The organism is Salinivibrio sp. IB574, from assembly GCF_001996205.1.
GTDB lineage: Bacteria > Pseudomonadota > Gammaproteobacteria > Enterobacterales > Vibrionaceae > Salinivibrio > Salinivibrio proteolyticus.
In genome coordinates this window covers 106452-119238 of the sequence record NZ_MUFN01000005.1, presented here as the reverse complement: position 1 = coordinate 119238, position 12787 = coordinate 106452, and the positions used below count along the sequence as shown (strand labels likewise).

The following is a 12787-nucleotide window of genomic DNA, read 5'->3' as shown; positions in this document are numbered from 1 at the left end:
TCAAGATCCAAACTTCACGCGAGGGTCAACCATAGCAACACAGATATCTGAGATAATGTTGCCGGCCAGCAGTAAAAGCGCATTGATGGCGACAATGCCCATCACCACCGGATAGTCACGCTCCATAATCGACTCATAGCCAAGTAAGCCAATGCCATTGATATTGAAAATCACTTCAATCAAAAACGCGCCAGTCATAAAGAACAATAAAGAGTTACCAAAATGGCTGGCTATCGGAATTAAGCTATTGCGCAGTGCGTGCTTGCGCACCGCCGAACGGAACGGCAACCCTTTGGCGATGGCAGTGCGAATATAATCGGCAGATAAGTTTTCCATCAGGTTGTTTTTCATCGTCATGGTCAGGGTGGCAAAATCACCAATCAGATAACAAATCAGCGGCAGTACCGCATGCCACATCACATCTTTGGCACGCTCCCAAAAACTGGTCGCGTCGTAGTAAGCATCGCCCACAAAGCCACCCATTGGGAACCACTCGAGGTGATAGCTAAACAAGGTGATCAGTAATACCCCGACCACATAGCCGGGTAAGGCAAATCCGATAAAGATCAGCACAGAGGAAGAGGAGTCAAACACCGAACCGTGTTTGAGGGCTTTGTAATAACCGAGCGGAAGAGAGATAAAATAGCTGATAAAGAAGGTCATCCCGCCGTAAAACAACGAGACGGGCAGACGCTCGGCGATCATGTCAGTAACTGGCTCGTAGTAGCGCGTCGACTCGCCCAAGTCGAAATTGGCAAGTTTACCGAGCCAATCTACATAGGCTTCCAGCACCGGCTTATCGAGCCCGTAAAAGGCGCGTAACTCGGCAATTTGGTCTTCCGATAACGCCGAGCTGTCACCAGCACGCTGCAGGCTAGAGCCACCATCGGCTTGTGCTTGCATTTGCGTCATCATCCGCTCGACCGGTCCCCCAGGCACAAGACGGGTGATACCAAAGATCAAAATGGTAATGCCAAGAAAAGTCGGCACCACCAATAACAACCGACGTAAAAAGTACGACAGCATAGTCCACTACTCCCTGTTAACTATGTTTCAGCTAACTGATGCTTGGGCAGGCGACATTGGCCTACCTTCTCACAAATGGTTTTATGCCATCCTAGGCGTAAAAACATTTATCCGTATGACACGCTTCAATTAAGTGGTCTATATTTATCCTGATTTACCGACACAATCAACGATCTCCACTTGCACAGCGAGACTTTTTTTCTCTTTCGATACCAGCCACTTACAAAATAAAAAAAACAACATTCATTCACATGACAGTAAAATTACAGAATATGACAAACCTATCAATTGAGTGTTTGCTCTAGAAATTTACGCAAAAAAAATGCATAAATTTCCGTAGACGCTATAAACACAATTGTCAAATTAATGTCATTTTTTGTTAACTTATGTCAGTTTAAAACTGGACCCACGGCTTTTTCGTCGGACATGTGAACGCCACTACTACCGATGCACGCATTAGGTAGATTATGCGGCGACAAACCCAACAATGTTAAATAGTTGTATATTCTTTAGATTCATTCATCTCCAGCATATCCACTCATCGCGCAACCAAGCACACCCATCCCGCCTCACATGAAACAATTATCTAACAATAAATAAAAGACCAGTCATATAGACATGTTTGTTCGCAGCAAATCAAAATAAACCACCAAAATAAACGGGATAAGCCATGACAGCGCAGATAGAGAGTGTCGCTGTCACTTGTTTGACGCCTAGACGAAACATTCGGTATATCTGGCTGTCATGCGCGCTCAGGGATAAGAGCAGTACTGAAGATACGCGCTGAAGAAGTAGTCAAATGACAGGGAGCAATCAAGGATGAAGACAAGAACAACGGCACTGTCTGTTGCCATTGGTCTCGCAGTGGGATCACTTACATTCGCCTCAACCGCCATCGCGGACGAGCAACCAGAACAAGCCCAAGAGCTGCAGAAGCTGAAAGTAACGGGATCGCGTATATCACGCGCTGAAGTTGAAGGACCAAGTCCTATTACTGTAGTTAGCAGTGAGGATATCCAGGCTAAAGGCTTTAACAGTGCGCAAGACATTCTCAACAGCTTAACTCAAAATACCGGCGGTAACCTGTCGCAAACGAACTCTTTTAGTTTTACCCCAGCCGCACAGTCAGTGAACCTACGTGGCCTTGGGGCATCGCGCACACTTATTTTGATTGACGGTCGTCGCCTACCTCAATACCCACTAGCACAAAATGGCTCAACAAACTTCCAAGATATTGGCCAGATCCCCGTTGCTGCCATTGAGCGTGTTGAGGTACTCACAGATTCAGGGTCAGCCGTTTATGGGTCAGACGCCATTGGTCGCGTGCGGATGGAAAATGTGGTTTTAACCGAGCGTCACGTCGGACCTTAAAACCGGAAAACAAGCAAGCGGATCTAATGCTTCGTGGTGAATTCGATATTACACCTGACTTGATGGCCACGGCAGAAGCACGGTTTAACCACAAAGAAACCAACTCTACGTTTGAGCCTGGCGCATTAAAAGTCGAAACCGATGCGACTCACAGTCGAGGAGAAGGTACCTATACTCGACGCATGGTTGAGTTTGGCAATCGAGAGAGCAACACAGAGTCACGCTCTTATGGTGTCACCGTCGGGCTCGATGGCTATGTGAGCGACTATAGCTGGGATGCTTATGCAAGCTACTCAGAGCAGAAAGTTGAAACGGATAATCCAGCCATTTTTGCCAGTATCGGCGATGCGGTGAAAAACGACGAAATCGATCTCCTTGCTCGTCTTTCTCCTGAGACCGTAGAAAAATACAAGGGAAAGTCGACCAAAAACGCTCGTACTAAGCTTTATTCAGTGAACTCCTCATTGGGTGGCGATTTAATTGAACTTCCCGCGGGCATGTCGAGCTTCTCGGTATACGGCGAGTGGAACCGAACTGATTATCTCGAAACCATCGATGAAAATACCAAAAACGGCCGTTTTGAAGGTTTAGGCGGTTCATCAGGTGGTGGCGACCGCGATCAGATCGGCTTGGGCGTTGAAGCCTTAGTTCCTATCATTGAAAACCTTGAAATGACACTCGCGGGTCGCTATGACCACTATTTTGACGATTCGTCAACCGGTGGGGCCTTTACGCCAAAAGTCTCTCTGGCTTATCGTCCTACCGATACCTTGCTATTGCGTGGTAGTTACGGTCTTGGATTCCGAGCTCCCGATCTGAAACGCCTGTTCGGCGATGAGACCAAGGCATTTGGTAGCGGCTTTGACCCTGTATTGTGTAAAAATGCAGGGGGCAATGGCCCACAGGATAGCGACTCAATCCCTGAGTGTGATACCCAAAACTTCGATGTCACTTCTGGGCCAAACAAAGAGCTTGAAGAAGAAGAAAGCACCAATATTAACTTGGGTCTGGTGTGGGAACCTGTTGAAGATCTCGGTCTGACACTAGACTGGTATCGCATCAAGATGGAAAACGTAGTCACAGCACCAAGCTATCAAGATGTAATCAATGAGCCAAGTAAATATGCCGGTGCGGAAGTGAAGCGCAACAGCGATGGCGAGATCGATAATGTGATTTATGGTCCGGTCAACCAAGCGTCCGAGCTGCGCTCAGGTATCGACCTATCAGTCTCTTATTCTTACGATACTCAAAATTACGGTACCTTCAGCCCTAAACTGTCAGTGACTAAAATCATTGACGCTGAATACCGCGAGAACGATGGTGAACCACTCATCGATGAAACCGACTTCTTACCTGAGTATACAGCCACATTGAACCTCGGCTGGGTCATGGGCGATTACAGCGTCAATGTCTTTGGTAAATATCGCGACAGTATGTGTACGGGTTATGCCAATCGATACTATTTCGATACCTGCCAAGACGCTAAAGATGCAGGACAGCAAACCAAAGTATCGAGCATGACAACTTGGAACTTGACGGCAACTTACGCCTTCAATGAGCAAGGTAAAGTCACTTTGGGTGCTATCAATATGTTTGATAAACAACCACCTGCAGACCCGCTGAGTGATACATCACCATTCTATGCCGATGACTATGACAGCCCTCTGGGACGTCAGCTCTACGTTGAAGCCGAATATAACTTCTAACTCAAACCTGGCGCGGTTTCGCCGCGCCTTATTTCTCTGCAATTTAACAGGTAACAGATATGGTACGTAAGGGATTAAGTAACGCCATTCTCAGTTCTCTGTTGCTGACCAGCTCGTTTGCGATGGCTACTTCTACTAATGACGTTGTGTCGGCGGTAGAAAGTAAAAATAACGCAGGACAAGCATCGCAACAAAAAATTGATCAATACAGCGAACAAACCGATGGCATGCTCGCGGAATATAAAGCGGTTTTACGTCAGCTTGATAGTATGCGTATTTATAACAACCAGCTTGATCGTATGGTGAGTTCGCAAAACAGCGAAGTGGCGTCACTGGAAAAGCAAATTAACCAGATTGATCAGACCGCGATGGAAATTGTTCCACTGACACTCAAAATGATTGACTCGCTCGATCAATTCGTGCAACTCGATTTACCGTTTCAGCTCAACGAACGCGAAAAACGCATTGCCAGCCTTCGCGAAATGATGGATCGCGCCGATGTCACAACATCCGAGAAGTTCCGTCGCGTGCTTGAGGCTTACCAAATCGAAGAAGGCTTTTCTCGTAACATTGAAGCCTACAAAGCCAGCATGGAACGTGACGGCGATGTCAAAACCTATGACTTTCTTCGTGTAGGGCGGACAGCGCTGTTCTACCAGTCACCTGATGGCGCAGAAACCGGGATGTGGAACAAGCAAACTAACCAATGGGAATCACTTCCTGAAGGCTATCGTGACGCGGTTGAGCAAGGTCTGCGTATCGCGAAGAAGCAAGCACCACCTGCACTGATTGAGCTACCTGTCTTTACAGGGGAGAAGTAATGATGAAGGGAATCAAGTATCTTCTAACCGGTATCACTGCCCTATCTTTATCGTTAAGCAGTGTACATGCCAACACTTTGGATGAGCTTCTCAACCAAGTGAAGAACGACCGTGTGACCGAGTCACAGCAAAACCGAGAGCGTGAAGCGGCGTTTTTGGCGGATAAAGAAAACCAAGCGGCACTCCTCGCTGAAGCCAAGCAGCAATTGGCTTTCGAGACCCAACGCGGCGAACAACTTAAAGCCACATTCGATGCGAACGATCAGAAACTGGCGGAATTGGCAGATACCTTACGTCAGCGTTCTGGCTCACTGGGTGAAATGTTTGGCGTGGTTCGTCAATTCTCTGGTGAATTTAAAGGTATCTTCCATGCCTCGCAAAACGCTGTGCAATTCCCGAACCGAGATGCGCTGCTGACCAAGCTTGCCGAGAGCAAAGAGTTGCCCTCTATCAATGAGCTCGAGCAATTCTGGCAAACGGTGATGGAGCAGATGATCGTATCGGGCGATACCTCGACGGTTCCTGCAACTGTGGTGTATGGCGAGGGCAGCGAAGCGAGCGATGAAGTCACACTCATTGGTGAATTTAACGCCATTGCAAACGGTAAATACCTGACTTACGTCCCTGAGACGGGCAAATTTGAAGAACTCGCCCGCCAGCCAGCTAGCAATATTTTGTCGAACGTGTCTGCATTTGAGTCAGCATCCAGTGCCTACGCGCCACTTTATCTTGATCCATCACGTGGTGTGATCCTTTCCCTACTGGTGCAAAGCCCTAACGTACAAGAGCGTATCGACCAAGGTGGATTGGTAGGTTACATCATTCTTGTCATGGGTGCGGTTGGTGTCCTCATCGCGCTATTGTGCTACCTGCGCCTATCTGTAATTGGCAGCAAGATGCGTAAACAGAAGAAGAGTGACGCAGTCTTGAAAGACAACCCACTGGGTGAAGTCATCCAAGCCTACAAAGAACACCAAGGCTCCAGCTTAGAAGACTTGGAAGCGAAACTGGATGAAATCATCATGCGCAATGCGCCTAAGATTGAACGCTTTATTGGCTCAATCAAGTTATTCGCATCGGTGGCACCGCTACTCGGCCTACTCGGTACGGTCATGGGGATGATTGGAACCTTCCAGGCTATTACTTTGTTTGGTACCGGTGATCCTAAGCTAATGGCTGGCGGCATTTCAGAAGCCTTGGTCACTACCATGCTTGGCCTCGTCGTCGCGATTCCGTTGCTGTTCCTCTACACCTTCGTACACAGTAAAGGGCGTCGATTGGTACAAACCCTTGAGGAACAAAGCGCTGGCTTTATTGCACGATATCAGGAAAAGCTTCATACAGCGGAAAGCTAAGGAGATGTCATGCAATGGATACTCTCTGAGTTAGCGTCGATTCGACACTTTCTCGGCATGGGTGGCGATGTACTGGTCGCCATCTTTGTGCTCAGCGTCTTTCTGTGGTGTGCGCTGTTAGAGCGTTGGTTTTACTTCATTTTTGTAGCACCTCGTGCGGCAAAATCGGTAGTCAGCCAATGGCAACAGCGTCCAGAGCATCGCAGTTGGGCTGCGCGAATGATACGGCAAGAACTGGTTTCAATCCGCGACATAGAAAATAAACGCGGATTACCCATTGTCAAAGTGTTGATCGCGATGTGCCCTTTATTGGGCTTGTTAGGGACCGTTGTGGGTATGATCCATGTGTTCGATACATTAGCGGTAGTAGGCACGGGGAGTCCTCGGGCGATGGCTTCAGGGATTTCTAAAGCCACTATCCCGACGTTAGCGGGAATGGTCGCCTCCTTGTCCGGTCTGTTTTTCAGCACACGCCTGGATCATCTTGCCAAAACATCAACGCGTAAGCTTGAAGACAAGCTTAAGCATGTCACCTCGTAAAAGGATTTAAGGTAGCGACATGAAACGACGTTATAGCAATGAAGGGAATGATGAAGCGGCGATCGACATGACACCCATGTTGGATATCGTCTTCATTATGTTGATCTTTTTTATCGTCACCACTTCGTTCGTCAAAGAAGCGGGTATTGACGTCAATCGACCCAGTGCGAATACCGCGCAGACCGTCAGTAAAGGCAACATCATGGTCGCCGTCGGTCCTGCGGGTGATGTCTGGGTTGATAAACGCCGTGTTGAAGTCGGTGCGGTACGCGCCAATATTGAGCGCTTACGTGCAGAAAGCCCAGAAGGCGCGGTCGTCATCCAAGCAGATCAAGAAGCAAGTGCGGGTGTTGTTGTTGACGTCATGGACCAAATCAAAATGGCCGGTGTGGATAGCATCTCGATTGCAGCGAAAAGCAAGGACTAGCGTATGCGTTATTTGGCGTCGATTGTGCTCGCATTATTCGTCTCGCTGGGTTTGTTTTGGGGCATGGATAAAATCGTCAACAAAGAGCGCCATGAGTTAACTGGCGACGAGACTCAGCGAATTATCGAGTTTGTGCGCATCAAACCTGATGAAAAGATCAAAGAAAGAAAGCGTGAGCTTCCAAAGCCTAAGCCACCGAAAAAGCCGCCACCACCACCGGAAATGAAGGTGACATCTACGGTGAAGCCACAGATGGATCAAGTGAAGCTTGATATGCCTAACTTGGACTTGCCGGTGAACATTTCGGGCGGTTCGGTACTGGGTCACTACAGCCAAGGCGGTGGCGGGATGGCCGGTAATCAGGGGCCAACCCCTTTAGCGACCTTCTTACCGCAAATGCCTCGCAAAGCGGCACGAGCAGGGTTAGAAAAAGGGATTGTGTTACTTGAGTTTACCGTCAATGAGCAAGGGGGCGTGGAAGACGTTCAAGTCCTTGAAGAAGACCCGCGCCGTATGGGACTCCGACGAGCCGCTCAAAAAACGGTGCAACAATGGCGGTTTAAGCCCAAGGTTGTAGACGGCAAACCCGTCAAGGCTCGGCTTTCTCAAGAAATAGAGTTTTCGATTAACTAGGACGGCCATCATGAAAAACACATTAACACGGATGTTGGCTTTAGCGCTGTTTGCTTTGAGCCTTTCAAGCGTGTCCTATGGTGCCAATAACCCGGAGCTATCGGACCGGACGTATCGCACCGTCAATAAAGTGCAAAAGTACATCGCTAACGAGGCCTATCAAGATGCAAAGGCAGAGCTTGAGAGCGCACTTGATCGCAGTGGTAATAAGAAATATGACCAAGCCGTGCTACTTCAGCAGCTTGGTTATATTTACTCAATTGAAGATAACTACCCGAAAGCGACCGAATACTTTGCACAAGCGCTAAAGATTGATGCTTTGCCTGTAGCTGTCGCACAGCAAGTCAGATACAGCCTGGCTCAGCTCTATATGGTACAGGAGAAATTTGCTAACACGATTGCGCTGATGAAGCAGTGGTTTCAAATTCAACTGACTGAAGGAGAGGAAAAGCCAGATGCCATGAGCTACATGACATTGGCGAGTGCCTATGTCCAACAAGAGCAGTTTAAGCAAGCGATCCCCGAGATAAAGCAGGCTATCGCCCTCAGCGATAAGCCGAGTGAGTCTTGGTATATGATGCTCATGTCTGCCTATTATCAAACCAATGATTTGGCAAACACTGCCAACGTCCTGACCACGTTGACCGAGCTATTCCCAGAGAAAAAACAGTATTGGAAGCAACTGTCGGGAATAGAAATGGAGCGCGGTAAGGATGGTAAAGCACTTGCAGCGCTTGAGTCCGCTTATAAGCTCGGCTTGCTCGATGAGGAAAAAGAAATCCTCAGGCTCACTGACTTTTTAGCCTATCAATCTATTCCTTTTCGTGCCGCTACGACACTGGCCAAGGAGATAGAAAAGGGCACGGTAGAAAAAACCAGTGAGCACTTAGACAAGCTTGGCCAGTATTGGCACCAAGCGAAAGAACTCACTAAAGCGATTACCAGTTATCGTGCAGCCTATGCGTTGGACGCCGATCCGAAAACCAAACTCAAGATCGCTCGCTTAATGATCCAAGACCAACAGTACAAGAACATTATTGACTTTGCGTCGGATAAACAGGGTGTTCCCTTCGATGTTGCTGCTGAGCTGGAGTACTTAAAAGGGATGGCCTACTTCGAGTTGGAGAACAACGCAGCTGCACTCAAAGCCATGCAACAAGCGGCGAAGTCGAACGAACTTAAGCCCATGGCTTCCCCTTGGATTGCGTTCTTGACGAATAGCTAACCATGGCAACACCACTGCTTTTCTTTTATGCCGAGCTCCTTTTTTGCTCGGCTTTTTTTACCCTCATGGACTGAGCAAAACTCCCATTGAAAAGGAAAACGACAATGAAAACTCCCACACTCAGTGCCGCAGCGTTGGCCATGACCCTCGGCACAGCACACGGCGCTGATCACGCCGATCCCTTTTTATGGCTGGAAGAGGTTGAGAGCGAGCAAGCCCTTACTTGGGTAAAAAAACAGAATGCCTCGACAAACGACATGCTTACCCACCACCCAAGTTACTCGACCTTCTACCAAGATAGCCTTGATGTATTAAATGCCACTGACCGTCTCGCCTATCCGTCTCGTCGTGGCAACTACTATTACAACTTTTGGCAGGATGATACCCATGTCAAAGGTCTCTATCGACGTACCACGCCCGATAGTTATGCGAAAGAAAAGCCTGAATGGGAAACCGTCATTGATGTCGATGCACTCGCTAAAGCAGAAGGTGAAGACTGGGTACTAAAGGGCGTCGATTGCTATGCACCTGCCTACCAACGCTGCATGGTAGCGCTCTCGCGCGGTGGCGCCGACGCCACAGTTAAACGCGAATTCGACCTCACGACCAAACAATTTATTGCCGATGGCTTTTCACTCAGCGAGGCCAAAAGCGACATTACCTGGTTGGATAATGATCACTTACTCGTGGCAACGGATTTTGGTGAAGGAACATTGACAGATTCAGGCTATCCACGCCTCGTCAAAAAATGGCAACGCGGTACCTCACTCAAAGACGCACCTGTGGTTTATGAAGGGAGCCCTCGCTCCGTCTCCGTCGGTATGTTCACATTGCGAGATGCCCACTCAAGGGTGACACTCGTCCGTGAAGGCGAAACCTTTTATCGCCAACAAACATTCTGGCTCGACAAGAACACCCTACGCCCCCTTACTCTGCCCGCTGACAGTGAGATCCTCGGCTACTTTGAAGGCGCTTTGTTCTTCCAGATCAAGTCAGACTTTCACCAAGGCGACACCCGTTTCCAACAGGGCAGTATCCTCTCTGCTGCGTTGACTGACCTAACGGCAGAACAGCCACACTATCAAGCATTTCTTGCTCCCGACACAAAAACCAGTATCGAGTCCGTTGATTTTACGGCACGCCATATCATTGTCAGCGAGCTGAATGATGTCAGTTCACGTATTCGCGTGTTGCATAAAGACGCCAAAGGGAATTGGCAACAAAAGCCTGTTGCACTCGAAGAAAACACCCATATGCGTGTATTCAACACCTCGCCAGAGCATGATGACTTTTTCGTTGACGTATCAAGCTTCTTAACGCCGCCTTCTATCTACCGGGTAGACGCTCAGTCGCATGAGACGCGACATCTAAAATCAACGCCACCTAAATTTGACGCCAATGATTTAGTCGTCGAGCAACACTTTGCGACCTCTAAAGATGGCACACAAGTCCCCTACTTTTTGGTGACCTCTAAAACCTTAAAACACGATGGTAAAAATCCAACCTTGTTGTACGGATACGGTGGCTTTGAAGTGAGTCTAACCCCTCACTACAGCGCGTTACTTGGTAAAAACTGGCTAGAAAAAGGTGGGGTTTATGTCCTCGCTAACATTCGCGGTGGTGGTGAGTATGGCCCTGCTTGGCACCTTGCGGCACTCAAACATCAAAGACACAAAGCCTACCAAGATTTTGAGGCCGTCGCAGAAGATGTGATTAGCAAAAAAATCACCACACCTGCCCACCTTGGTATTCAAGGTGGCAGCAATGGTGGCCTGCTGGTCGGCGCTGCTGTGACACGTCGTCCAGAGCTCTATCAAGCCGTGGTTTGCCAGGTGCCATTGTTGGACATGAAACGTTTCAATAAGCTATTGGCGGGAGCCAGTTGGATGGCGGAATACGGTAATCCTGATACCGAAGCAGATTGGGCCTACCTTAAAACGTACTCGCCCTATCACAACCTCAGTCAGGATACCGCTTATCCTCGCGTGCTATTCACCACCTCAACTCGCGATGACAGAGTTCATCCTGCTCACGCACGTAAAATGGTGGCCAAAATGCAGGCGATGGGCCACGACGTTCTTTACTATGAAAACATGGAAGGGGGTCATGCGGGCGCCTCAAACAACGCGACCCGTGCTGCCATGTATGCCAGAACTTATACCTATCTCGCAAGCCAGCTGGCTTTACGCACCGATAACGACTAATGCCCCTACAGGAAGAGGGTTGGTAATTTTCAGTAATCCTCTACAATTGGTTGGGTTATGCCGAGCATGTAGATGCTCGGCTTTTTTCACCCTATTAACCCAAAGAGTGCCTGATGGAGTCTGTCTCTCGCGCAAAGCGCTTGTTTTCTACCACCCTGCCCATGCTATTCGGGGTGCTGTCACTGATGAGTTTTCAGTTAGTCGACAGTGCATTTATCGGCCAACTTGGGGTGCTTCCCCTTGCTGCGCAAGGCTTTACCTTGCCCATTCAAATGATCATTATCGGGATTCAGGTCGGGTTAGGTATTGCCACGACCGCCGTCATTTCACGCGCGCTTGGCGCGGATAAGTACAATTACGCCAAGCAGCTCGGTGGCTTAATCCTCCTTATGGGCACACTCGGTGTCGCGGGTTTCGCCCTGCTTTTGTATGCGCTACGTCACCCGATATTAATGCTACTCGATGCCCCTCAGAGCGTATTTCCGGTGATTGACAGTTATTGGATTATTTGGCTGGTCAGTGCTTGGGCGGGGGCGGTGCTGTATTTCTTTTACAGTATTGCGCGAGCCAACGGAAACACCTTGCTGCCCGGCTCCATGATGGTGGTCACCAGCCTGTTAAACTTGGTCCTCGATCCTGTGTTCATTTTCTGGCTCGATTGGGGCATAAATGGCGCTGCCGTCGCAACCCTGATCGCTTTTGGTAGCGGAGTGGTCATTGTCGCGCCACGGGTTATTCGCAAAGGTTGGATCTCGATGGCATGGCACGATTTAGACATTGCCAAAAGCGTTAAATCCATCGGCCATATTATGGGGCCAGCGATGATAAGTCAGCTGCTACCGCCCGTCTCGTCCATGCTGGCAACCAAGCTACTCGCCGGCTTTGGTCCTGCGGCAGTTGCGGCATGGGCGCTGGGCTCTCGCTTTGAATTTTTTGCGATTGTATCTGTGCTCGCACTAACCATGTCGATGCCACCTATGGTGGGTCGCTTATTGGGTAAAGGTGATCTCACCGAGATCCGTCATTTGGTGAAACTGGCCTGTCAGTTTGTCTTAGGCTTTCAATTGCTGATCGCTGTAGTGACCTGGTTTGCCGCCGATCCACTCGCCCAACTCATGACCAGCGATCAGCAAGTGACTGACATTTTGCATTGGCACCTGACCCTAGTACCGTTTAGCTTAGGCGCTTTGGGCGTGTGCATGTTGATGGTCTCCATTACTAATGCATTAGGCCGTTCATACACTGCCTTGACCATCTCCGCCCTTCGTCTGTTCGCATTTTTCTTGCCATGCTTATGGTTGGGCGCGCAAATGGCTGAGTTATATGGCTTATTTGTGGGCGCTTTAGTCGGCAATATTCTCGCTGGCGCAGTGGCTTATGGTATGTATCGACGCGCAATGGCTAAGCTTATGACGCGCAAGCCCCTCTAAACTGACTTAACAGTCACCACTATCATCGACGAGATACCACTAAAAAGCC

11 protein-coding genes are annotated in these 12787 nt (G+C 48.9%); 10 read left to right on the top strand and 1 reads right to left on the bottom strand.

Annotation, left to right across the window (positions count from 1 at the left end):
* Positions 1-1026 carry an ABC transporter permease subunit gene (locus tag BZJ17_RS03980; RefSeq protein WP_077455045.1) on the bottom strand — a complete coding sequence of 342 codons (1026 nt, stop codon included), beginning with the start codon at positions 1024-1026 and terminating at the stop codon, positions 1-3.
* An 819-nt stretch (positions 1027-1845) separates the two neighbouring features.
* On the opposite strand from BZJ17_RS03980, the gene BZJ17_RS17375 reads away from it, so the two are divergent.
* The 10 genes from BZJ17_RS17375 to BZJ17_RS03935 all read left to right on the top strand — a co-directional run bounded on the left by BZJ17_RS17375 (position 1846) and on the right by BZJ17_RS03935 (position 12738).
* Complete coding sequence (locus tag BZJ17_RS17375; protein WP_241836755.1) at positions 1846-2397, top strand: TonB-dependent receptor plug domain-containing protein; 552 nt, start codon at positions 1846-1848, stop codon at positions 2395-2397.
* Positions 2398-2423: 26 nt separating this feature from the next.
* Positions 2424-4103 carry a TonB-dependent receptor gene (locus tag BZJ17_RS03975; protein ID WP_241836754.1) on the top strand — a complete coding sequence of 560 codons (1680 nt, stop codon included), beginning with the start codon at positions 2424-2426 and terminating at the stop codon, positions 4101-4103.
* A 59-nt stretch (positions 4104-4162) separates the two neighbouring features.
* Positions 4163-4924 (top strand): DUF3450 domain-containing protein, encoded by a 762-nt coding sequence (locus BZJ17_RS03970; RefSeq protein WP_069588957.1) that lies wholly within the window; start codon positions 4163-4165, stop codon positions 4922-4924.
* A gap of 2 nt (positions 4925-4926) precedes the next feature.
* Positions 4927-6279 carry a MotA/TolQ/ExbB proton channel family protein gene (locus BZJ17_RS03965; protein WP_069589053.1) on the top strand — a complete coding sequence of 451 codons (1353 nt, stop codon included), beginning with the start codon at positions 4927-4929 and terminating at the stop codon, positions 6277-6279.
* Positions 6280-6288: 9 nt separating this feature from the next.
* Entirely contained in the window at positions 6289-6819 is a 531-nt protein-coding gene (locus BZJ17_RS03960) for a MotA/TolQ/ExbB proton channel family protein (protein ID WP_069588959.1), read from the top strand.
* Between the two features lie 19 nt (positions 6820-6838).
* Positions 6839-7246 carry a biopolymer transporter ExbD gene (locus BZJ17_RS03955; RefSeq protein WP_069588961.1) on the top strand — a complete coding sequence of 136 codons (408 nt, stop codon included), beginning with the start codon at positions 6839-6841 and terminating at the stop codon, positions 7244-7246.
* A gap of 3 nt (positions 7247-7249) precedes the next feature.
* Positions 7250-7879: an energy transducer TonB gene (locus BZJ17_RS03950; RefSeq protein WP_077479776.1), complete on the top strand. Its 630-nt coding sequence runs from the start codon at positions 7250-7252 to the stop codon at positions 7877-7879.
* A gap of 10 nt (positions 7880-7889) precedes the next feature.
* Entirely contained in the window at positions 7890-9104 is a 1215-nt protein-coding gene (locus BZJ17_RS03945; protein ID WP_108743771.1) for a tetratricopeptide repeat protein, read from the top strand.
* A gap of 104 nt (positions 9105-9208) precedes the next feature.
* Positions 9209-11308 (top strand): prolyl oligopeptidase family serine peptidase, encoded by a 2100-nt coding sequence (locus tag BZJ17_RS03940; protein WP_077639843.1) that lies wholly within the window; start codon positions 9209-9211, stop codon positions 11306-11308.
* Positions 11309-11421: 113 nt separating this feature from the next.
* Positions 11422-12738, top strand: a complete 1317-nt coding sequence (locus tag BZJ17_RS03935; protein WP_077639842.1) for an MATE family efflux transporter — start codon at positions 11422-11424, stop codon at positions 12736-12738.
* Positions 12739-12787 lie beyond the last annotated feature (49 nt).